Origin of the sequence: Paenibacillus artemisiicola (assembly GCF_017652985.1) — a bacterium.
GTDB classification, from domain to species: Bacteria; Bacillota; Bacilli; order Paenibacillales; family Paenibacillaceae; genus Paenibacillus_Z; species Paenibacillus_Z artemisiicola.
In genome coordinates this window covers 103,509-125,287 of the sequence record NZ_JAGGDJ010000016.1, presented here as the reverse complement: position 1 = coordinate 125,287, position 21,779 = coordinate 103,509, and the positions used below count along the sequence as shown (strand labels likewise).

The following is a 21,779-nucleotide window of genomic DNA, read 5'->3' as shown; positions in this document are numbered from 1 at the left end:
CAGCGGCCTTCGCGGTCCGCCCGCGGGCCTGTCCCCGCTCGCGGCCGCGCGCCCGCGCAAAAAAGCAGTCGCCGAAGCGACTGCTTTTTTGCCGTTCCGTTCCAATGCTGCGATTAAACCGCGTTTCCGCCATTTCAGCCCGCTCGCCGATCCCCGCCCGCACCGGCTCCGCCGGCCGTTATCAGCCTTTGACGGCCGAGCTGGATATGCCCTGGATGATGTATTTCTGGCCGACGAGGAAAATGACGATCATCGGAATAATCGCCGCGGACGACGCCGCCATCATGCCGTTGTAGTCCACGTTATTCTCGAGAATGAAATTTTGCAGGCCTAGCGGAATCGTATACAGCTTCGGGCTCTGCAGGAAGACGAGCGCGTTCTCGTAGTCGTTCCACTGCCAGGAGAAGTCGATGATCGCGAACGTCGCGAGCGCGGGCTTGGCCAGCGGCAGCACGAGGCGGAGGAAGATCGTGAAATGCCCCGCCCCGTCCAGGAACGCGGACTCCGTGATTTCCCTCGGAATGCCCATGAAGAATTGCCGAAGCATGAAGACGCCGAAGATCGAGAACATGCCGGGCAGGATGAGCGCCCAATGCGTGTTGTAGATGTGCATCCAGTTGAACAGGATGAACTTCGGGACGAAAATGACCTGCGGCGGAATCATCATCATCGACAGGTACAACAGGAACATCGCGCCTCGGCCCCGGAATTCCGTCCGGGCGAAGCCGTACGCCGCGAGCGCCGAGAGGAACACGGCGCCGGCCGTGGCGATGACCGCGATTTTGATCGAATTCAGGTAATACGGCAGGAAGTTGTAGCTGCCCGTCCAGATGCGCTTGTGGCTGCTCCAGTCGAGCTTGGCCGGCAGCCAGGTCTTGAACACCTCGGTCGGCGTCTGGAACGACGTGCTGATCATCCACAGGAAAGGAACGATCATGAAGACGCCGGCGATCAGCATGACGGCCGTGACGGGCAGCTTGGACTTCAACGTGCCTTCGTTCATGGGAAGCGCTCCTTTCTAGTAGTGAACCCAGCGTTTCTGGCCGATCCACTGAATCAGGGTGATGGCAAGGATGCAGGCGAACAGGAACCACGAGATCGTCGAGGCGTAGCCCATCTCGTAATAGCTGAACGCCGTCTTGTAGACGAACAGCGACAGGATCGTCGTGCTCCCGCTCGGTCCGCCCTGCGTGATCGCCTGGATGAGCGAGAACGTCTTCATCGTCATGATGAGGCCGGTCACGAGCAGCAGGAACGTCGTCGGGCTGACGAGCGGCCAGAGGATGCGCCACGTGATCGTGCGGCTGCCCGCGCCGTCGATGCGGGCGGCCTCCAGCTGCTCCGTCGACACCTCCTGCAGCGCCGCCAAGTAGATGATCATGTTGTAGCCGAGCATGAACCAGATCTGCACGACGTCGATGGCGTACATCGCCGTGTCGGAATCGGCGAACCAGCCCGGGGGCGAGACGACGCCGAGCCAGCGCAGCGCCTCGTTGATCGGGCCGTGGGTCGGCTGGAACAGCAGCATCCAGACGAACGCCACCGCGACGCCGCTCGAGATGTACGGCAAGAAGAACATCCCCCGGAGCAGCCCCTTCAGGTAGACGCCGCGGTTCAGCACGAGCGCCACGAGAAACGCGAGCAGGAGCGACGCCGGCACGGACAGCAGGAAGATCGCCGTATGCCGGATCGCCTCGTAAAACTTGTCGTCCCCGAACAGCCGCTTCAAATTGTCGAGGCCGGTGAACGACCAGCGCGGGTTCGAGAATTGATAGTCGGTGAACATGAGGCCGAACGAGAACAGCGCCGGCAGGATGAAGAAGAGCAGAATGCCGAGCATGTTCGGCAGGATGAACGCGTATCCGACCCAGCCTTGCCTATGAATCCAGCTACGCCGCCGCACGGGATCGCCGCCTTTCTTGGTTTCGTATCGCCTCTTCCGCGTGCGGCAAAGAGAAGAAGGAAGCGGAGAGTCCCTTCTTCTCTTTGGGCGGTCGGGGCGACGCGGTTATTTTTTGGTGAGCTCCTCGTGCTCCTTCGCCATGTTGGCCAGCGTCGCCGCGAGGTCCTGCTTATTCAGGAAATATTTCTCGTACTCCTCCTTGCGAGCGTCGATGACCTGCTGCGGCACGTCGAGCTGGAACGACGGGAACGTGCCGAAGACGACCTTGTTCATGGAATCGGCGTCGTATTTGTCCTCCACGCCCTTCAGCAGCAGATCCATCGCCTGCTTGTTGTCCACGCTCTTCGAGGAGGGGATGCGCCCGCCGCTCGCCATCGGCAGCATGCCGCCGTCGGCGTACCATTCCGCGAACTTGAGCGCCGCGTCCCGGTGCTTCGACTTCGCGTTGACCGACAGCACGTCGCCGAGACCGCCGGCGTACTTGTAGTCCTTCTGGTCGGCCGTCACCTTCGGAATCGTGGCGAACGCGATCTTGAAGTCGTGCGGGTAGTCCTTCAGGTTGTTCGCGTTGCGGAAAATAAACTCGCCCGCGCTCAGCATCGCCGCCTGCCCCTGCAGGAACATCGTGTCGACCGGCATCTTGCTCGTCAGCTGCTCGCCGTATTCCGGCGTCGATTTGTCCACGAACATCATGTCGTGCAGGATCTGGAACTGCTGCTTCCACAGATCGTTGTCGAAGTTCGAGGAGCCGTCCGGCTTCGTCAGGCCGAGGCCCGCGACCGTGCCGTCGATCGTCGCCGTGAACATCGCGTCGTGCTGCAGCAGGCCGTAGACGCCGTCCTTCGTCAGCTTCTTCGCGTACTCCCGCAGGTCGGACCAGGTCCAGTCGAGCGCCGGAACCGGCAGGCCCGCGGCATCGAGCATGTCTTTGTTCAGCCAGATGAAGCCCATGTTCTTCTTGGTCGGGATGCCGTAGTACTTGTCGTTGATCTTCCACTGCGCCGCGTCCGGGCCCATCTTGCCGTCGATGTCGTAGCCGGAGCCGGACAGATCGACCGCCGTGCCCGCGTCGACGCGCTTCTGCAGCCGGGTCAGCGTGTAGTTCATGTACAGGTCGGCGTCCTGGCCGGTCATGAGCGCCGTGTCGAGCTTCAGGTTGCCCGGGTCGTCGTTGACGTAGCGGACGTATTCGACCTGCACGTCCGGGTTTGCCTGGTTCCAGGCGTCGACGACCGCCTGCGGCCCGGCTTCCTCGGGAACGGCGCCCCACATCGTCAGCTTGATTTTCTCGCCCGTGCCGGCGCCCGCGTTCGTGCCGCCGCCGTTATTCGTCTGGGCGCCGTCGCCGCCGGCCGCGTTGCCGCCGGATGCCGCGTTGCTGCCGCCCGCGGCGTTGCCGCCGTTGCCGCCGCCGTTATTGCCGCCGTTGTCGCCGCCGCAGCCCGCGAGCAGGCCGCCGAGCATCAGGACGCCGACCGCGCCGAGGAGCCAGTTTTTCTTTGCCATTCGAATCCCCCCTTGCAGGAATGTCGTGCTCTACGTCTCTAACTGTATCACCGACCGCGCCTCCGGGGGATGAACGCCGTTTGGGGCTTCATAGAACGGATTTTTGTTTTTTGGAAGCGGTTTACGGCGACTCCTCCGCGAGCCCCTTGCGGTATTCGCTCGGCGTCGCGCCGCTCCAGCGCTTGAAAATCTTGATGAAATAGTTGTCGTTCTCGAACCCGACCTGCCGCCCGATCTCGCTCACCGTGCGGTCCGTCTCGGCCAGCAGCATCTTCGCCGCCCGCACCCGCCGGTTCTGGGTATAGTGGGTCAGCGTCGTGCCCGTCTTCTTCTTGAACAGGTCGCTGACGTAGCTCGCGTCCATGCGGATATACTCCGCCAGCCCCTTCAGCGTGATCTCCTCGGCATAGTGCTCCTCGATGTAGCCGATGATCCGGTTCAGCTCGGGATGGTCCGTCGGCCCGGCCTTGTCGGCGTCGGGAAACCATTTGTCCGCCTTGCGCAGCTTCGCCATCCGCTCGAGCTCCGCCGCGACCTTGTCCAGCGCCGCCTTGATGCCCTTCGGGTCCAGCGACAGCTTGAGCAGATAGCCGGACGCCCCGTGCTCGACCGCCTGCCGGGCGTATTCGAATTCGCTCATCGCCGTCAGCATGACGAAGCGGCAGTCGAAGCCCTCCTCCCGCGCCGCCTGCAGCATCCGCACGCCGTCCATGTCCGGCATCACGATGTCCGAGATGACGAGGTCCGGCCGCAGCTCGCGGATCAGCGCCAGTCCTTCCCGACCGTTCCCGGCCTCGGCCACGATGTCGAACGGCACGTTCGCCTTCTGCATCAGCTTGCGGACGCTCGCCCGCGCGGGCTGCTCGTCCTCGACGATCAGCGTTCGCCAGCGGCCCGCCCCCGTTCCCGTCGTGGTCATCGGTCTTCCTCCTTCGCGTACGGCGTCGACAGCAGCAGGGGCATGTGCATGACCACCCGCGTGCCGGCGTCCGTCGAATCGATCGTCAGCCCCGTGCTCTGGTACTTGAACAGCAGCTCCAGGCTCTCCCGGATGTTCTGCAGCCCGATGCTCTTGCGCTTGCGCGCCGTCTTCCGCTCCGCCGCGCGCTCGAGCCCCATGCCGTCGTCGACGACTTCCAGGTACAGATGCGGCCCCCGGGCGGCCGCCTTGATGACGATCCGGCCTTCCTTCACCGACTGCCCGAACCCGTGCAGCAGGGCGTTCTCCACGAGCGGCTGCAGGCAGAATTTCGGAATGAGCGCGTACCCCAGCTCGCCGGCGACGTCGTACCGCATCCCGATCCCGTGCCCGAACCGCCGGCGCTGGATGTCCATGTAGGCGTCGATCAGCACCAGTTCGTCCTTCAGCCGAATGAGGTCGACCTCGGTGTTCAGCGTCGTTTCCAGAATCGTGCCCAGCGCCACGCAAATATCGTAGATGTCGTCCTCGTCCTTATCGAGCGCGATGCTCTTGATCGTGTTCAGCGTATTGAGCAGAAAATGCGGGTTCATCTGGGACAGCAGCACCTGGAACCGCACGTACTGCTTCTGCTGCTCCTCCAGTTTGAGTCGCACCAGCAGGCCGTTGATGTCGTCGATCATCGCGTTGAAGCTGCGGGTAAGCGCGAGAATCTCGCCCCGTCCGTGCTCCGGCAGCTTGACCTTCAGGTTCGCCTTGACGGACGTGTCCATTTTCTTCTGGAACAGCTTCAGCGGCCCGGTGATCGTGGAGGAGAGGAAATACGTCAGCAGCACGAACAGGAGCAGGATGCCGGCGAAGCCGACGAAGAAGCGCTGCTTCTGCTTGTCGATCTCCTTGAACAGCAGCGATAGGGGCACCTTCTTCACGAAGTATCCGTTCAGTTCCTGGATCCGGCTGTACGTATACAGCGCCTGCTCCTTCTCGTCGACGATCGACGTAGCCGGAGCGGACTCGTCCCCGCCCAGGGAGGACGCGCGTTCGATCGCTTCGGCCACCGTGCCGGACACCCGCTCCCGCTCATCGGACGCGAGCAGCGCGTCGCCGGAATCGTTCACGAGGAAGTAAGCGCCCTCCTGCCCGCCCTCCTTCGCCGTCCGGTAAAACCATTCCTCGTAATCGATGCTGAGCCGCCCGTATGCAAACGGTTTCAACGCATCGTCCCGAAGCAGCTCGTACAAGCTCAGCATCCGGGTGCTGGCGGTGCTTTCGCGGATGACGACGTTCTCGTCGCGCGGGTTCCAGACGTACCGGTCGCCGCCCTTCTGCTTCAGCTGCTTCACCCACGCCTCGCCGCTCAGCTCGTTATAATTCAGCGCGCTCTTCGGCATGAACGACGTGTAGGCGTGGCCGTGCAGGTCGATGAGCGTATAGTACACCGTCGCCCCCGTCATGAAAAACGTATTCTCGATGCCCGCGAACTTATTCTCCACGAGCCTCTTGCGCGCGATGGCGTCGTATTGGTCCGGGTCCTCCATCGCCCCGCGGAGCGTCGCGTCCTGCTCCAGCAGCAGCCCCGTCTTCATGACGAGCGACATCAGGTCGACGAAGCCGCTCTTGAAGCCCTCGAGCTGCTCGGCGTTCTTCTTCGCGGCGTTGTCCTGCAGCACGGCCTCGGTGCCCTTGAAGTTGTACACGACGAGCAGCGCGATCGGCAGCAGCAGAAACAGCAGGAACGCGAACAGGATCCGGTTCTTGAACGTCTCCGGCGTCAGCCGGAGGTACAGCCGTTTGAGCATGGGATCGTCAGCCTCCCGGGGCGCGCCGTACGCGGGCGCATGTCGTTGTTCGTTATCTTAATGCATGGGATGGGCATTCAACAAGCGGGAGATTGCGGCTGCGCGGGCGGTGATTCGGGGCGGATAGGGGGGAAAAGCCTAGCCTTGTGCGCGGCTCGGGAGCGGCTTGGGGCCGCGGGCGAGGATGGCGGGGGCGCCTTGCCGCGGGGCGGCTCGGCGTGGGCGGGCGCCCGCGTACGCGGAGGCGCCGAAGGCCCGGGCGGCCTGGGCCGAGCGCCTGGGGCGGGCTGACTTACGCGCGAGCCGCCATGGGCGCGGGACGGGCGTCGCCGGCGCGGAATCGCGCACGCGGGCGGGACCGGCCGACTTAGGCGCGGAATCGCGGACGCGGGCGGGCGTCGCCGGCGCGGAATCGCGCACGCGAGCGGGACCGGCCGACTTAGGCGCGGAATCGCGGACGCGGGCGGACGCCCGCGGACATCGCGCCGTCTGGCCCAGGTCAGCCCGCGCCCGTCTCGCCCGCCTCGGCCGGGCCGGGCGCCGCGCCGGACAGTCCGGCGATAAAATCCGCCAGCGCCCGGGATATCCATTTCTTCGGATGCATCGCGAGCCGCAGCTCCAGCCGCAGCTCGGGATGGGCGAACGGCAGCGCGGCGAGCTCGCCCCGGCGGATTTCCTCCGCCGCCGCCATGCGCGGCAGCAGCGCGATGCCGTCGCCGGCCATGACGCACCGTTTGATCGCCTCCGGATTGCCGAGCTCGAGGCCGACCCGGTACGGGATGCCGTTTGCCCGGAGCACCTTCTCCAGCATGACGCGGTAATTGCACGTATCCTCGCTCATGAACCATTCCGTGCCGGCGAGCTGCGCCAGCCCGACCGCTTCCGTCTTCGTCAGCGGGTGGAGCGGATGCGCGACGAGCACGAGCGGCTCCTCGCGGATCGCCGTCCATCGCAGCGCGGGGTCGGCCGCTCCGCTGTCCAGGATGAACCCCGCGTCCAGCTCGCCTTCCCGGACCTTGTGCAGAATCGCGTCCTCGCGGTCCGCCTGCAGCCGGATCGCCAGCTCCGGATACGCCCGGCGCAGCCGCTGGATATGGGGCGGCAAATAATACGACGCGACGGAGTCGATCGTCCCGATCGCCAGCGTGCCTCCGCCCTGCAGGGTCAGCTTTTCCTTCGCCTGCTGGTGCAGCTCCAGCATTTGCGCGGCGATCTTCAGCAGCTCCTCGCCCGCCTGCGTGAGCCGCAAGCCCCGCCCGAACCGCTCGAACAGCTCCGCGCCGTAGCTTTTCTCGAGCTTCTGGATTTGCGTCGTCACGCTGGACTGCGCGTAGCCGAGCTCCTCCGCCGCCCGCGTGAAGCTCTGCCGCAGCGCGACTTCGCGAAAGGTTTGCAGATAGATCAGATCCATGATGCGTTCCGCTCCTCATCATCAATAATATTGATGCGTATGATCATTTATTATAGATAACTCCGATGTGAATTCCTATGCTACATTACGGGTGTCGCCAAAAACAATTTTCGGAGGTGCGGACATGTTGACCGAACAGCAATTGCATGGCATTTTCGTCCCGGTCGTGACGCCGTTCGCGGCGGACGGCGCGTTGGACCAGGCATCGTACGACCGGTATCTCGGCGCGCTGCTCGCACGGGACATTCAGGGACTCGTCGTCAACGGCACGACGGGCGAGTCGCCGACGGTCGCCTGGAGCGAAGTCGAGTCGCTCGTACGCTGGACGAAAGCCGCCATGGCCAGACATGGCAAAACAGTGCCCATTATCGTGGGGACCGGCACGAACGATACCCGTTCCACGCTGGAGCGGACGGCGCGGGCGGGCGAGCTCGGGGCGGACGCGGCGCTTGTCGTCGTGCCGTATTACAGCCGGCCGTCGCAGGCGGGCATCGTCGCGCATTTCCGCCGCGCGGCGGAGGCGGGCCTGCCGATCGTCGTCTACGAAATTCCCGCGCGCACGGGCGTTCGGCTCGGCGAAGAGACGGCCGCGGAGATCCTGGCGCTGGACGGCGTCGTCGGCATGAAGGACAGCTCCGGCGGCATGGAGCTGCTTGAGGCCATGATTCGGCGCGGCGTCCGGAAGCCGATCCTGTGCGGCGAGGACGCGCTATTCCCCGCCATGCTGCGCCAGGGCGCCGCGGGCGGCATCCTGGCGTCGGCCAACGTCCGGACCGATGCGTTCGCCCGGGTATACCGGCGGTTCCGGGAAGGCGACGCCTCCGGTGCCGAACGCGCCTTCGAAGCGCTCGCGCCCCTCGTCCGCCTGCTGTTCGCGGACGCCAATCCCGCGCCGCTGAAGTGGCTCCTGGCCCGGCAGGGACGGTTCGATTCCGGCGCGCTGCGGCTGCCGCTGCTTCCGATCGCGGAAGAGCTGCAGCGGGAGTTGGAGGAGGCGCTGGGTCGGCTGGGGCAAGAGCAAAGCGGTTGACCGATTCAAGCTGCCTCGGGTCCCGTTGACGGAACCGGAACGGTTCCAGACGCCCGGGACGAACCGGCACGGGTTCAAAACGCCCGGGACACACCGGCGATTGGCTGATGTGCCTTGCTAGCGTCGCGTTCGCTATCGGCGGCTCGTCTCGAATACCGTTGATTGACCCCGCTCGGTATTGAATCAGGCGATTTGAACACGCTATTGGACCTTGCGTTGGACGGAGGACGTGCCGCGCCGCCGGCCGGCTGTATTGAACCCGTTAACGAACCCGGCACGGTACGGAAGCAGCGATCTGAACAGCTTAACGATTGTTGCATGGAACACAGACTGCGTTCGCCCGTCCGATAGCATGATTACTCGCCGAACCGGGTTACCCGCGCGCGCCGATCTGGTATGATGGCTCTGTAGGCCATTCGCGCCCGGCCGCCGGAAAGGACCGGCCTCCCTCCTGCCGCCTCCCGCGGCCGCGGCCAAACAGAAAGAAGGAACTCGTTTTTATGTCCGAACACGCTTTACCGTCCACGGCCGCCCCGGGCGGCACTACCGCGCTTTCCCGCGGGCTGCTGCTGCTCATGGCGCTGTCCGCCGGCATGACCGTCGCCAACCTGTACTATAACCAGCCGCTGCTCGCGGATATCGGACGCAGCTTCGGCGTCGGTCCCGATTCCGTCGGCTTGATCTCCACCTGCACGCAAATCGGCTACGCGCTCGGGATGTTCCTGTTCGTGCCGCTCGGCGACATCAAGGAGCGCAAAGGGCTGATCACGGTTCTGCTCGCCCTCGTCTGCCTGTCGTTAATCGGCGTCGCCACCGCGCAAAATCTCCCGTGGATCTATATCGCCAGCCTCGCGGTCGGCGTCACGACCGTCGTGCCGCAAATTCTCGTCCCGCTGGCGGCGACGCTCGCCGCGCCCGGGGAATCGGGCAAGGCCGTCGGCACCGTCATGAGCGGCCTGCTGCTGGGCATTCTGCTGACGCGTACGGTATCCGGCCTGATTGGCGGCACCTGGGGCTGGCGCGTGATGTACGCGGTCGCGGCCGCGGCCATGCTCGCGCTGCTCGTGCTGCTTCGCGTCAAACTGCCGACGAACCGGCCCTCGGCCGAGCTCCGCTACGGCCAGCTGCTGGCGTCCATGGGCAGCCTCGTGAAACGGTACGCCACGCTGCGCGAGTCGGCGCTGATCGGCGCCGCCAACTTCGCCGCGTTCAGCGTCTTCTGGACGGCGCTGGCCTTTTACATCGAAGGACCGCCATACGGCTACAGCAGCCGGATCGCCGGCCTGTTCGGCCTCGTCGGCGCGGCCGGGGCGCTCGGCGCGCCGATCGTCGGCCGCATGGCGGACCGTTTCCGCACGGAACGAATCATCGGCGTCCTGCTTGCGCTGAACGTCCTGTCCTTCTTATTGTTCGGCGCTTGGGGCGGTTGGCTGTGGGCGCTCATCGCGGGGGTCTTGCTGATGGATCTGGGCGTCCAGGGCACCCAGGTGGCCAACATGGCGCGCATCTACGCCCTCGAGCCGGCGGCGCGAAGCCGGATCAACACGGTGCAGATGGTCACGACGTTTCTCGGCGGCGCCATCGGCTCGTCCCTCGGCAGCTTCGCGTGGAATCACGGCGGCTGGCGGGGCGTCTGCCTGGCCGGCGGCGGCTCCGTGCTGTTCGGCTTCGTCGTCTGGGCGCTTCACCGCGTGCGGCGCTAATTCTATACGGGCCACGCGGAAGCCCCCGGCAGAACCGCGTCCCGGACATAAAAGGAGCTGTCTCCGCAAAGTCGACGACTTCCGGGACAGCTCCTTTTTATGGATCAACGGGCACAAGCGCCGCTATTTCGCCGATTCGGCGCCTTTCCGACGCTTGGCGGACACAGGCGCGCTTATTCCGCTCCGCCAACCCCAAATCGCCTACGTTTATCGCCAATAGCGGATCCTGGGTCCGCGAAAGTCCGCCGCAGCCGCCGATGGTCACCTATAGCGGATCTCCTGACCGCCGAGCCACTTACCATAAGGCAAGTGACCACGGTGCCGAAAGCCAGCCGGGCACGCGCCGCCACTTCGCCAGCTCCGCCCAGCCCGGCGCTTCTCCGCCGCATCCCGGCCGCCCCAAACGCGGGCCACCGGCAACGCCGCGCCCCGTGCAAGCCGTTATCTCGCCGGCCACCAAGCCACGGCGCCGCTATCTCGCGGGGCCAGCCCAGCCAGGCGCTTCTCCCGCCGCGTCCCGGCCGCCCCCGCTCCCCCGAGGCCCCAAACGCGGCCCGCCGATAGCGCCGCGATCCACGCAAGCCGCAGCCGGCGGCGCGTCTGCCGCCGCGCGAGCAGCCACACGGCCAAGCCCCGCGGCTCCGTCCGCGCTACCGCGCGTTCTCGCGCGCGGATTCCCTCGCGAGCCGGCGGCGCGCCATGCCCGGGGCCGGCAGCGAGCAGATCCGGCCGATGTAGCGGTCGAAGCCCTCCGCGAGCACCTCGTGCTGGAACTCCGTCTTGGCGCGTTTGTAGCCGGCGCGCACGAGCCGCTCCCGCAGCGCCGTGTCGCGCGCGAGCCGGACGACGCCGGCCGCGATGTCGGCCACGGACGCCGGATCGACGAGCAGGCCCGTCTCTCCGTCAAGCACCGCCTCCGACGCGCCGCCAGAGCGGCCGGCGATGACCGGCACGCCCGCGGACGCGGCTTCCAGGTAGACGATGCCGAAGCCTTCCGCGTCGCCGCGTTCCAGCTCCCGGCTGACCATGATGAATTGGTGCGACAGGTTGTAGTAGTCGTTCACCTGCTCGCTGCCGCTGACGCTGCCGACGAAGATCACCGCGTCCGCCACGCCCTTCGCCCGGGCCAGCTGCCCGAGGCGCTCCCGGTCGGGCCCGTCCCCGACAATCACGTAGACGGCGTTCGGAATCTCTCGCAGGATCGCGGGCATCGATTCGATGACGCGATCATGGCCCTTGCGCGTGACCAGCCGGCCGACCGACAGGATGACGTGCTTCCCTTCCAGCCCGTGCCGGCGGATCAGCTCCGCGTCCGGCTCCTGCTTCTCGTAGACGCGCTCGACGCCGGGATTGACGAGACCGATCCGGCGCGGATCGACGCCGTAATCCTCCACCAGCTTCTTCGTGAACAGGCTGTTCGTCAGCACGCCGTCGGCCTTGCGCAAGATCAGCTTCACGACGGCGTTCAGCCCGACGAACCGCCGGAACATGAGCATATCCATCCCGTGCGTCGAAATGACGTAGCGCCGGCCGCCGAGGGTCCGAAGCAGCAGGCCGATAAAGCCGATCAGCACGTAGCCGTAGATCGTCACGTCCGGTTCCTCGCTCTTCATCGTCCGGCGGACCTGGCGCAGCAGGCGGCCCCAGCTCGTGACGTCCACGCTTTCGTTGCGCATGAACGCCCCGCGCGAAATCCGAAACGGCAGTCCGTTATCGAAGGCATCGCTCTCCGGATATTCCGGCGCGACCACGGTCATGTCATGCTTGCTGTGCAGCGCCAGGTTGTAGTAGTAATTCTGCATGCCGCCGATGCCCGGCGGGAACACGCCTGTTACGAGAACGATTTTTCTACGCTTCGTCATAGGACCTCACCCTTCTCGTCAAATAGCCGGCCGCCCGCACGACGGCCCAAAACATCACTTCCGCCATCATGTTCCACAACCGCGCGATGACCGAAATATAAAGCGCCGTCTCGGCGCCGAGCCGGAGCGACAGAAAATAAACCAGAAAGCCTTCCCGGACCCCGAGTCCGCCAGGAAGCGGACTGAACAGGCCGAGCAGCCACGCGGTGGCGAACGTGCCGGCGGCGTAAGCGATCCCGATGCTGCCGCGGCCGAAGCTGTTCGTCAGCATCCAGAACGCGATGCCCATAATGAAGTGGCTGCCGAGAAAACAGATCAAATACCCGAAAAACCGGTTGCGCGACAGGACCGCGCCCGTTCCCGCTTCGCCTTCGGGCACGGCATCGGAGGCGTTCGTTCCGGCGATGGCCGAGAACTTCGCGGCCGCGCGCCGCAGCAGCCGCCACCGGGAGGCGACCGCGAACAGCCGGCGGACCAAGGCCAAGCTCCTGTCGTAATAGACGTATGCCAGCGCGAACGCCGCGAGAACGGCAACGATGCACAACACCGGAGCAATATTCAAACTGACCAGCAGAATCAACGCATAGCAGAGCGCCGCTGACACGAGCAGGACATTTTCGTACACGATGGAAGACAGCTGGGCATCCAGCGGGACGCCGGCCCGGGAAGCGAGCACGACCCGGCCCGCGTAATTCCAGAAGCCGCCGGGCAGGTACTTGGCAAACTGCGAGTCGATGAAAATCCGCAATCCTTGCAGCAGCCCCAGCCTGACGCCGGCTTTCCTGCGGACCGCTTCCGCTCCCGCCGCGTTGACGATCAGCACCCAAATGCCGGCCTGCAGCATGAGGAAGAACGAAAACACCAGCATGGACGCGTAGAATTGCACGCTGGCATGCGCGAGGAACGATTCCATATCGGACAGCTTCAGCGGAACGTTCCGCACGACGAAGAAGACAACGAGCGCGACCAGCGCAACCTTCAGCGCCGGCGACGCCAACCTTCGGATCGCCCCCACCCTGCACCACCTTCCCGGCTTCGCCCGAAGCCATCACTCAATAATAAGGCCCAACTGTTTGCGCAGTGTCATCAAGAATGGCATTTTGCATGAAGTTTTTCGATGCCGGGGAAGCGGAAGCCGAGCCACGAAAAACAGCGGCCGCGACCCGGAAAGTTCCGGATCGCGGCCGCCGCTTATTGCCGTGTTGGGATGGTGGACGCCGATTAGGCCAGGGCTCGATTTGGGCTTGGCAGACCGTATAAAGGAACGGTTCGAATCAGCCCGGCAGCTTCACGCCGGTCATGTCCTCGCTCAAGGTCCATAACCGCTCCGCCATTGCGGGGTCGACCGCCCAGGGCAGCACGCCCTGCAGCATTTGGCCGACGCCGTTCAAGGTAAACTCGCCGATCGGTTCGGCGATATCGCAATCCAGGCAGTAGACGCCGCCTTTGCCGTCCAATTGCGGGCTGACCGCGCACCATGCGCTCGTGGCCGCGCCTTGCTCCGTCGTCTTGTAGTCGCCGCCGATCGCGCGCTCCTGCTCGGACAAGAAGCGCGCCAGCTCCGTCGCGATCCTGCCCGGATGCACGGAGAACGCGCGAATGCCGTCGGCGAATCCCCGCTTGTCGAGCTCGACGGCGAACAGGGCGTTGGCCGATTTCGACTGGCCGTACGCCTTCCACTTGTCGTAGTCCCGCCGCTCGAAGTTCGGATCCTCGAAGTCGACGCCGCCGAAGCGGATGCCCGCGGACGACAGCGACACGACGCGCGCGCCGCCCGCGCGCTTGAGCGCCGGCCACAGGCGCAGCGTCAGCTGGAAGTGCCCGAGATGGTTGGTCGCGAACTGCGATTCATAACCGCGCTCGTCGCGCGCGAGCGGAGGCGCCATGATGCCGGCGTTGGCGATTAGGATGTGGAGCGGCCGGCCGGAGGACAGGAAGCGCTCCGCGAACGCGTCGATGGATACCGGATCCATCAAGTCCAGCGTATCCGCTTCCGTATTCGGGATGTCGGCCAGCGCCGTTGCCGCCTGTTCCGGGGAACGCGCGGCCACGATCACGGTCGCGCCGGCTTTCGCCAGCGCCCGCGTCGTTTCCAGGCCGAGGCCGGAGTGGCCGCCGGTTACGATGGCGACTTTGCCGCTTAGATCGAGGCCGCGGGCGACCTCCAGCGCGGTCGAGGCCGGTCCGAAGCCCGAATGGATCGGGGCTTGCGGGGTAGGGGTATAGGTGGAGCTATTCGTCATGAAGATAACCTCCTTGTAAGTGAACGTCCCGTCTGAGCGGGCGCCGATTCCGCATGTGCTTGGGCCAGGGATCGATGTCATTCGCGGCGCTGCACCGGGCTATCCGCCCCGGAGCTTCGGACATGCCTTCCCATCCGCCCGGCGTCCCGGGAAGCCGAGGGGTCGCGGTTACAGGTCCGGCAGCCCCCTTACTATATCACGCGCATTAATCTATGTAAACAAAATAAGTATATTTTGTCTATTTTATATATCCCGACATGAACGGTTCACTAAACAAACCATGACGACGAAAAAGACGACCGCTCTCCGGCCGAATGCCGAAAAACGATCGTCTTTAGTATGCGCCGCCCAAAACGGCTTAATGCGGCTTATCGCCGACCGGAGTCCGCCGCTCCGGCTCCGGTCCCGCCTTCCTCGCGGCCGAGCGTCCCCAGCGGCTGGCCCGCTTCGTACCGCGCCATCGCCCGGTCGACGACTTCGATGAAATCGGCTTCCGGGTGGTCCGCGCAGTACAGCTGCACGGCCATCATCGCCCCCATGATGGACCCGGCGAACAGGACGATTTCGAAATCATTCTCCGGACGGTCCGTCCGCTTCGCCGCCAGCCGCGCAATCATCAGCAGCGTTTCGTTCATTTGCATGAGCGAGGCGGCTCGCAGCTCGGGCACTTGAATCAATAGCTTGATCCGCTCGGCAAGGCCTTCCTTCTCCTCCGCGGCCATTGAAGAGAAGCCTTCCCGCAAAGCGGCGCGGAACGCCTGGATCGGCGTCAGCTCCGCGGGCTGCCTCAGGAACGCTTCGACCATGAGCGGGTCGTCGTCGTCTTCGAGCACGAGCGCTTCCTTCGTCGGGAAGTAGCGGAAGAACGTGCTCGGCGAGATCTCGCTCGCCTCGGCGATCTGTTCGATCGTCGTCGCGGCGTAGCCCTGCTCGCGGAAGAGACGGATTCCCTGCTGCTGCAGCGTCCGGCGGGTTTTCAGTTTTTTCTTCTCGCGCAGTCCGAGCTTCGCGTATTCCGGATGGTCCGGGGTCATGGCCGCATCACCTCTTTCCCCCTATTTTAGCAGGTATCAGCTTTGCGTATCCAGCGCCGCGCCGGCGCTTTCCGCCTGCTGCTGCTCCTTCTCCTTGGACGACATCGTCAGCACCTCGCGCTTCAGGAACAGGCAGACGACGACGACGAGCAGGGCGAACGCGAACGACACCCAGTACAGATGCTGGAACGCCGCCGAGAACACGCCTTTGATCTGCTCGACGAGCGTCGGGTCAAGCCCTTTCGGAATGCCGCCCTGGGCGGCGCGGCCGAGCTCCTGCGCGGCGTCCGCGGGCACCTTGCCGGCCAGCTCGCCGATGCCCGACGAGATCTTGGCCGCGAGCAGGCTGCCGAAGATGCTGACGCCGATCGTCATGCCGAACGACTGGAACAGCGTGACGGACGTCAGCGCGACGCCGCTGTTTTCCTTCGCGACCGACTCCTGCACGATCAGGTTGTTGTTGAACAGCACCCCGAACCCGAGGCCCAAAATAACGAAGCAGCCGACGAGCGCGATAATCTTGGTATGCATGTCGACGCCGGTCATCAGGAAGAAAGCCAGCGCCGGCAGCAGCATGGAGACGACGAAAATGTTGCGGTACGGCACTTTCGTCATGAGCCGTCCCGACACGACGCTCGACAGCACGGCGCCGACCATGAGCGGCAGCGTCAGATAGCCGGACGCGATCGGCGTCAGGCCGAGCACGTTCTGAGCGAAGAACGGGAACGACGCGAACGAGCCCATGACGCCGCAGACGAGCGTGAACACGATCAGCGACAGGACGACGAACGTCCGGTTCTTGAAGAGATGCATCGGCAGAATCGGCTCCTTCGCCTTCAGCTCCACGAAGACGAAGACGAGCAGCAGCAGGCCGCCGGCCGCCCACAGGCCGATCAGCGCCGGCGAGCTCCAGGCGTAGCCCTCCGTCTCGTGCAGCACCGGCGTCAGCAGCAGCGCCACGATGGCGCCGACGAGCAGGAACGCGCCCGCCCAGTCGATGCTGGCGTTCTTGTTGCCTTTGGATTCCTTCAGCCCCGCCGACAGCACAATGGCCGCGAGGACGCCGACCGGAATGTTGACCCAGAAAATCCAGTGCCACGAGATATGCTCCGTCAGATAACCGCCCAGCAGCGGACCGAGCAGCTGCGGCACGAACATGATCGCGCCGAAGATCCCCTGCGTCTTCGCCCGCTCCTCCACGGTGAACGTATCCCCGAAGATAACCATCGCGAGCGGCATCAGGCCGCCGGCGCCGATCCCCTGAATGCCGCGCCCGAGCAGCAGCACGGGCATGTTTTCCGCGAAGCCGCTCACGATCGAGCCGGCGATGAACAGCCCCATGCTGAGCATATAAATTTTCTTGCGGCCGTACAGGTCGGCCAGTTTGCCGAGAATCGGCATGAAGGACGTCATCGTCAGCATGTAAATGCCGGCCACCCAGCCGTACAGCGACAATCCGTTCAAATCCCGGATAATCGTCGGCATGGCGGTGCTGACGACCGTCTCGTCCAGCTCCGAGAAAATAATCCCGATAATGAGCCCGATCACGATCAGTGCTTTATTGTTGGTACGTGTCAAAACCTTGCCCTCCTCGCTTTCGCGCGTCTAAGTGAGAGTGTATTCAAAATAAGAGTGACTGTCAATTTAAATTAACTGTCAAAATTATTTCGTTTCCGTGAAGCCCGCAGCCCCGGACGAGTTGCGCCGGTCGACGGCCGCCGAAAGACAAAAAGCCCGCGTGCTTATCGGGAAGCGCGCGGGCGCCTTCGGCATGGCCATGCCGCGGCGGGTTCCCATCTCGCGTTTCGAGATCAAGGTTACCCGCCGATTATGAACGGAAAATGAACGAAGCAAGCTCTTCTCATCCATACAAGGCTAGTTTTTGGAACGGACGAGCAGGTACAGGAAGTACGGCGCGCCGATGACGGCGACGACGAGGCCGGCCGGAATCTCCGACGGCTGCAGCATCCACCGGCCGAGCGTATCGGCCACGAGCACGAGCAGCGCGCCCGCGAGCGCGGTCGTCGGCAGCAGGATCTGATAGCGGGCGCCGACGAGCCGGCGCGCCAAGTGCGGCGTGATGAGCCCCACGAAGCCGATGCTGCCGCTGACCGCGACGCACGAACCCGCGAGGCCGACCGCCGCCGCGAGCAGCAGGATCTGCTCGCGGCCCACGGCCGCGCCGAGCCCCGTCGCCGTGAAGCTGCCGAGGTTCAGCACGTTCGCCGTGTGCGCCTTGTAGAACACGAACGGCAGCAGGACGACGATGAACGGCAGCAGCGCCAGCACGGTGCTCCAGTCCTTGCCCCAGATGCTCCCGGCCATCCAGGTCGCGACGAACTGGAACTGATCCGGGTTCAACCGCAGCGAGATGACGATCGTGAGCGCCGAGATGCCGGAGTTGATCGCAATCCCGTTCATCAGCAGGCGGTTCGAGGATAAGCCCCGGTGCCGGCGGTACGAGATGGCGAACACGATCAGCGCCGCGCCGCCGGCGCCGATCCATGCCAAGACCGGCAGCACGAACGCGGGCGCCGCCGCGGCCGACGAGTAGAAGGCGACGAACACGAGCACGGCGAGCCCCGCGCCGGCGTTGATGCCGAGAATGCCGGGGTCGGCGAGCGCGTTGCGGGAGATCGCCTGCAGCACGCAGCCGGAGACGGCGAGGCCGGCCCCGATCAGGATCGAGATGACGATCCGAGGAAGGCGGAAGTCGAACAGGATGAGATGCTGCTGATCGGTGCCGGCGCCGAACAGCGTGCGCAGCAGATCGAGCGGCGAGAGCCGGATGAAGCCGGTGTCCATGCTGAGCACGAACGCCAGGGCGATCAAAGCGAGGAGCACGATGACGGTCAGCGCGTTGCGTTTGCGCTTGCGCAGCTCCGTTGCGGACGGTTCATAGGCGCGCATCTACAGCTCCCTCCTTTCCTTGTTCGCAAGGTAGAGGAAGAAAGGAACCCCGATGAGCGCGATCAACGCCCCGATCGGCGTCTCGTACGGCGGGCGGACGGTGCGCGCGGCCAGGTCCGCGAACGTGACCAGCACCGCGCCGAGCACGCCCGACGCCGGAATGATCCACCGGTAGTCGATGCCGACGAGCTTGCGCGCCACGTGCGGCGCGAGCAAGCCGACGAAAGAGACCGCGCCGACGACCGACACGGCCGATCCGGCCAGCACGACGACGATGATCGTGCAAGCAGCCTTCACGGGGCCGGAGCGCAGCCCGAGTCCCTTGGCGACGTCCTCGCCGAGGCTGAGCAGCGTGACGGACCGCGAGAGCGCGATCGCGCCGGCCAAGGCGAGGCCGATCCACGGGGCCATGATTTTAAGATGCGTCCATCTCGTCCCCGCGACGCCCCCGGCGAACCAGAAGGCCATGTCTTGGCCGATGCGGAAATAGAGCTGCAGCCCTTCGCTGAACGCCGTCAGGAGCGCGGTCAGCGTCACCCCGGCGAGCACGAGCCGGACCGGCGTCAGCCCGCCCTTCGCGAGGGAGCCGAGCGAGAAGACGACAACGGCGCTGAGCGCGGCGCCGACGAACGAGAACAGGATTAGATACCCGTACGGCAGCCCCGGGAAGAAGGCGAAGCAGATCGCGAGCGCGAAGCCCGCGCCCGCGTTCAGGCCGAGCAGTCCCGAATCCGCGAGCGGGTTGCGCGTCATGCCCTGCATGATCGCCCCGGACACGCCGAAGCACAAGCCGACCATGACGCAGCCGAGCACCCGCGGAAGGCGGAGCTCCCGGATGATCTGATGCGAGGTCAAGTCCGGATGATAGCGGAAGACCGCTTCCCATACCGTCAGGAAGCCGATGTCCGCCGCGCCGAACGAGACGGAAATACCGACGCCGGCCACGAGCGCGAGCAAGCCGAAGAAGAGGACCGCGACGGCGGTCTTGGGCCGGGAATGAAGGCGTTTCGGCTGCGTGCCATGATCCGGCAGCGCGCCATCCGGCGCGTCGTGCCGAGGGGAATGCGACAAGGTTTTCACGATAGGAAATTCTCCAGTCTCTCTTGAATGGGCCTTCCGGCGCAGGAAGGCCGGTCTCTATCCAATTCTATTGATAATGATTCTCAGTGTCAATGCCGAATGTTCGTCCCGCCGAATGTTTTCGGCGATGAATCGCAAGGATCCCGCGGCCGCGCGACGTGAGCGTCGGCCGCTGCGGCGGTTGCTGCGGCGGTTGCTGCGGCGTTTCGCGCGTCCCGACGGTCAAACCGCAGCATGCTCGCGGGCCGGCGCATTGCTCCCACGAAAAATACGGATGGACGCCTCCGGTGAGAATTGTTATCATTCGAGTAAGAATGATTATCAATATCGAGGGGAGAAACAGCATTCATGACGCAATTCAAACGCTTGTCCATCCTGACGGTCGCGCTATTCGGCGCCGTGGCCATCCTCGGCGCGTGCGGCGCCAACGGCGGTTCCGGGAGCGGCGCGAACGCCGGCACCTCCGCCGGGAACGGAAATACCGCGGACCCGTCGGGCAAAGGGGCCGCAGCGAACGCGCCCGCGAATGCCTCGAAAGGCGCGAACGCGAACGCGGGCGACGCGGCGGAGAACGCGGAGAACGCGACCCGCGTCGTCCATACCGCCAAGGGCGATATCGAAATCCCGGCGAACCCGAAGCGGATCGTGGCGGGCTACTACCACGGCACGCTGCTGTCGCTCGGCATCCGGCCGATCGGCGGCAGCAAGGAATGGTGGATGGGCAGCCCGTTCCTGAAGGAGCAGGAAGCCGCGATGACCGACATCGGCTCCCCGGCCTCCGCGGAGAAGGTGCTGGCGCTAAAGCCCGATCTCATCGTCATTAACGACACGCTGGCCGAGGAATACGACAGCCTGTCCAAAATCGCGCCGACGGTGTTCATCGAATACGCCTCCGTCAAGAACATCCATGACGAGGTGAAGCAGTTCGGGGCATTGCTGAACCGGACGAAGGAAGCCGACGCCTGGCAGGCGGAATACGACGCCAAGGCCGCGCAAGCTCGCGAGAAGCTGGCCGGCAAAATCAAGCCGGGCGCGACCGCGGTCCTGCTGGAGGCCGACGGCAAGACGCTGGCGATCATGGGCGACAATTACGGCCGCGGCGGCGAGGTCATCTACAATGCGCTGAAGTTCGAGGCGCCGGACTGGGTGCGGCAGAACGTCATCGACAACGGCGAGCAGTACGTGGAGATTTCGATGGAGAAGCTCGGGGAGATCGGGAACGCGGATTACATCTTCCTCTCAACCTACGCGGATACGACGGAAGAGCAGCTGAAGGCGATCACCGGCAGCAAGGTGTGGCAGAGCCTTCCGGCCGTCAAGCAGGGCCATGTCGTGCCGCTCGACTACAAGACGTATTTCTACTTCGATCCCGTCTCCGTTCTCGGCCAGATCGGCGCGCTGACGGACAAGCTGCTGCAACCCGCATAACCCGCCCCGCGCACGTAAGCCGCGCCGCTCGTCCGTTTGCCGGATGGGGCGGCGCGGCCTTTGGCGTCCGCGTTTTCGATTGCATCGTTCCGATTATGGCTATAGCCATCCGGTTGCGGCGCTTGAAGACGGCGCTATATACTAGAGGGTATACGCAATTGCGCCGATCCCGACAAAGGAGCACTATCCCATGACCGACCTACCGCTCGTCGAAGTCGCCTATCGATCGATCCGCAAGCAGCTCCTCGACGGAGAACTGCTGCCCGGCGCCGTCTTCACGGAAAGCGATTTGGCCGCCAGGCTCGGCATGAGCAGAACGCCGGTGCGTTCGGCCGTGGCGCTGCTCGAGAAGGAAGGCTTCGTGCAGACGCTCTATAAGCGGGGCATTCTCGTCAAAGGCATCGACGTGAAGGACCTGTACGATATTTTCGACCTGCTGTTCGCCCTGTATTCGCACGCCCTGGACTCCATCGACGAATTCGGCTACGAGCTGGATCTCGCGAAAGCCCGCGGTCACCTGGACGAACTGATCGCCGCCAGCGAAGACAAACGGTACCGCGATTATTACGAGAACGGCTTCCTGTTCATGTTCACGCTGCTCGAAGCCGTGCGGAACCGGTACATGACCGATATCTTCCGGCTTCACAAGGACAAGCTGCTGTTCTTCGTGGTCACCTACCGCCTGATGGAGGGCGGCAACCGGCCTTATACGGGACGCAGGCTGTACGAGGCCATCTACGAGAAGCTCCGCGAAGGGAAGTACCAGGAAGCGAAAGAAGCGATTTTCAAACAAAAGCGCATGATGCGCGAGGACATGCTCCGGCACGGGTATTCGACCTGAGCCCGGCCGTCCCGTGCCCGGCCGCCGCTTCCGCCCCCGCGCGGAGACGGCGGTTTTTTTCGCGCGCGCCGAAGTCCGCGGCTCAGCGCAACGGAATGCCGTTCGCTTGA

The 21,779-nt window shown here is 64.6% G+C and carries 17 protein-coding genes; 4 read left to right on the top strand and 13 right to left on the bottom strand.

Going from position 1 to position 21,779, the window contains the following annotated elements:
- Window positions 1-181 precede the first annotated feature (181 nt).
- From I8J29_RS19055 to I8J29_RS19030, 6 genes are all read right to left on the bottom strand, one after another.
- Window positions 182-1,003 carry a carbohydrate ABC transporter permease gene (locus I8J29_RS19055; RefSeq protein ID WP_208849095.1) on the bottom strand — a complete coding sequence of 274 codons (822 nt, stop codon included), beginning with the start codon at window positions 1,001-1,003 and terminating at the stop codon, window positions 182-184.
- Window positions 1,004-1,018: 15 nt separating this feature from the next.
- The gene (locus tag I8J29_RS19050; RefSeq protein WP_208849094.1) at window positions 1,019-1,903 is read right to left on the bottom strand and encodes a carbohydrate ABC transporter permease; all 885 of its coding nucleotides are present in this window, start codon (window positions 1,901-1,903) and stop codon (window positions 1,019-1,021) included.
- 105 nt (window positions 1,904-2,008) lie between these two features.
- Entirely contained in the window at window positions 2,009-3,409 is a 1,401-nt protein-coding gene (locus I8J29_RS19045; protein ID WP_240546311.1) for an ABC transporter substrate-binding protein, read from the bottom strand.
- A 121-nt stretch (window positions 3,410-3,530) separates the two neighbouring features.
- Entirely contained in the window at window positions 3,531-4,328 is a 798-nt protein-coding gene (locus I8J29_RS19040) for a response regulator transcription factor (protein WP_208849093.1), read from the bottom strand.
- Complete coding sequence (locus tag I8J29_RS19035; protein ID WP_208849092.1) at window positions 4,325-6,127, bottom strand: sensor histidine kinase; 1,803 nt, start codon at window positions 6,125-6,127, stop codon at window positions 4,325-4,327. The genes I8J29_RS19040 and I8J29_RS19035 overlap by 4 nt, the downstream gene beginning before the upstream one ends.
- 499 nt (window positions 6,128-6,626) lie before the next feature.
- Window positions 6,627-7,538, bottom strand: a complete 912-nt coding sequence (locus tag I8J29_RS19030; RefSeq protein ID WP_208849091.1) for a LysR family transcriptional regulator — start codon at window positions 7,536-7,538, stop codon at window positions 6,627-6,629.
- Between the two features lie 124 nt (window positions 7,539-7,662).
- Here I8J29_RS19030 and dapA point away from each other — a divergent pair, with 124 nt between their 5' ends.
- Together dapA and I8J29_RS19020 are read left to right on the top strand one after the other, a co-directional pair.
- Complete coding sequence (gene dapA / locus I8J29_RS19025; RefSeq protein WP_208849090.1) at window positions 7,663-8,568, top strand: 4-hydroxy-tetrahydrodipicolinate synthase; 906 nt, start codon at window positions 7,663-7,665, stop codon at window positions 8,566-8,568.
- 500 nt (window positions 8,569-9,068) lie between these two features.
- Window positions 9,069-10,271 (top strand): MFS transporter, encoded by a 1,203-nt coding sequence (locus I8J29_RS19020; RefSeq protein ID WP_208849089.1) that lies wholly within the window; start codon window positions 9,069-9,071, stop codon window positions 10,269-10,271.
- Between the two features lie 650 nt (window positions 10,272-10,921).
- On the opposite strand, the gene I8J29_RS19015 is transcribed toward I8J29_RS19020, so the two are convergent.
- The 7 genes from I8J29_RS19015 to I8J29_RS18985 all read right to left on the bottom strand — a co-directional run bounded on the left by I8J29_RS19015 (window position 10,922) and on the right by I8J29_RS18985 (window position 19,352).
- Complete coding sequence (locus tag I8J29_RS19015; RefSeq protein WP_208849088.1) at window positions 10,922-12,133, bottom strand: glycosyltransferase family 4 protein; 1,212 nt, start codon at window positions 12,131-12,133, stop codon at window positions 10,922-10,924.
- Complete coding sequence (locus I8J29_RS19010) at window positions 12,120-13,148, bottom strand: lysylphosphatidylglycerol synthase domain-containing protein (protein ID WP_208849087.1); 1,029 nt, start codon at window positions 13,146-13,148, stop codon at window positions 12,120-12,122. Before I8J29_RS19010 ends, I8J29_RS19015 begins: the two co-directional genes overlap by 14 nt.
- 259 nt (window positions 13,149-13,407) lie before the next feature.
- Complete coding sequence (locus I8J29_RS19005; RefSeq protein WP_208849086.1) at window positions 13,408-14,376, bottom strand: oxidoreductase; 969 nt, start codon at window positions 14,374-14,376, stop codon at window positions 13,408-13,410.
- A 368-nt stretch (window positions 14,377-14,744) separates the two neighbouring features.
- Window positions 14,745-15,410 (bottom strand): acyl-CoA-like ligand-binding transcription factor, encoded by a 666-nt coding sequence (locus I8J29_RS19000; RefSeq protein ID WP_208849085.1) that lies wholly within the window; start codon window positions 15,408-15,410, stop codon window positions 14,745-14,747.
- Window positions 15,411-15,446: 36 nt separating this feature from the next.
- Window positions 15,447-16,988 carry an MDR family MFS transporter gene (locus I8J29_RS18995; protein WP_208849084.1) on the bottom strand — a complete coding sequence of 514 codons (1,542 nt, stop codon included), beginning with the start codon at window positions 16,986-16,988 and terminating at the stop codon, window positions 15,447-15,449.
- A 297-nt stretch (window positions 16,989-17,285) separates the two neighbouring features.
- Complete coding sequence (locus I8J29_RS18990; RefSeq protein WP_208849083.1) at window positions 17,286-18,320, bottom strand: FecCD family ABC transporter permease; 1,035 nt, start codon at window positions 18,318-18,320, stop codon at window positions 17,286-17,288.
- Entirely contained in the window at window positions 18,321-19,352 is a 1,032-nt protein-coding gene (locus I8J29_RS18985; RefSeq protein ID WP_208849102.1) for a FecCD family ABC transporter permease, read from the bottom strand.
- A 396-nt stretch (window positions 19,353-19,748) separates the two neighbouring features.
- Here I8J29_RS18985 and I8J29_RS18980 point away from each other — a divergent pair, with 396 nt between their 5' ends.
- Window positions 19,749-20,828: an ABC transporter substrate-binding protein gene (locus tag I8J29_RS18980; RefSeq protein ID WP_208849082.1), complete on the top strand. Its 1,080-nt coding sequence runs from the start codon at window positions 19,749-19,751 to the stop codon at window positions 20,826-20,828.
- Window positions 20,829-21,018: 190 nt separating this feature from the next.
- Window positions 21,019-21,669 (top strand): GntR family transcriptional regulator, encoded by a 651-nt coding sequence (locus I8J29_RS18975; protein ID WP_208849081.1) that lies wholly within the window; start codon window positions 21,019-21,021, stop codon window positions 21,667-21,669.
- The last annotated feature ends 110 nt before the right edge of the window (window positions 21,670-21,779 follow it).

What these genes read in the sequence shown, in the direction of transcription:
- I8J29_RS19030 (WP_208849091.1), bottom strand. Translation starts at nt 7,538, where the DNA reads ATGGATCTGATCTATCTGCAAACCTTTCGCGAAGTCGCGCTGCGGCAG.
- I8J29_RS19035 (WP_208849092.1), bottom strand. Translation starts at nt 6,127, where the DNA reads ATGCTCAAACGGCTGTACCTCCGGCTGACGCCGGAGACGTTCAAGAAC.
- I8J29_RS18980 (WP_208849082.1), top strand. Translation starts at nt 19,749, where the DNA reads ATGACGCAATTCAAACGCTTGTCCATCCTGACGGTCGCGCTATTCGGC.
- dapA (WP_208849090.1), top strand. Translation starts at nt 7,663, where the DNA reads ATGTTGACCGAACAGCAATTGCATGGCATTTTCGTCCCGGTCGTGACG.
- I8J29_RS19055 (WP_208849095.1), bottom strand. Translation starts at nt 1,003, where the DNA reads ATGAACGAAGGCACGTTGAAGTCCAAGCTGCCCGTCACGGCCGTCATG.
- I8J29_RS19005 (WP_208849086.1), bottom strand. Translation starts at nt 14,376, where the DNA reads ATGACGAATAGCTCCACCTATACCCCTACCCCGCAAGCCCCGATCCAT.
- I8J29_RS19000 (WP_208849085.1), bottom strand. Translation starts at nt 15,410, where the DNA reads ATGACCCCGGACCATCCGGAATACGCGAAGCTCGGACTGCGCGAGAAG.
- I8J29_RS18975 (WP_208849081.1), top strand. Translation starts at nt 21,019, where the DNA reads ATGACCGACCTACCGCTCGTCGAAGTCGCCTATCGATCGATCCGCAAG.
- I8J29_RS19020 (WP_208849089.1), top strand. Translation starts at nt 9,069, where the DNA reads ATGTCCGAACACGCTTTACCGTCCACGGCCGCCCCGGGCGGCACTACC.
- I8J29_RS19045 (WP_240546311.1), bottom strand. Translation starts at nt 3,409, where the DNA reads ATGGCAAAGAAAAACTGGCTCCTCGGCGCGGTCGGCGTCCTGATGCTC.
- I8J29_RS19015 (WP_208849088.1), bottom strand. Translation starts at nt 12,133, where the DNA reads ATGACGAAGCGTAGAAAAATCGTTCTCGTAACAGGCGTGTTCCCGCCG.
- I8J29_RS18990 (WP_208849083.1), bottom strand. Translation starts at nt 18,320, where the DNA reads ATGCGCGCCTATGAACCGTCCGCAACGGAGCTGCGCAAGCGCAAACGC.
- I8J29_RS19040 (WP_208849093.1), bottom strand. Translation starts at nt 4,328, where the DNA reads ATGACCACGACGGGAACGGGGGCGGGCCGCTGGCGAACGCTGATCGTC.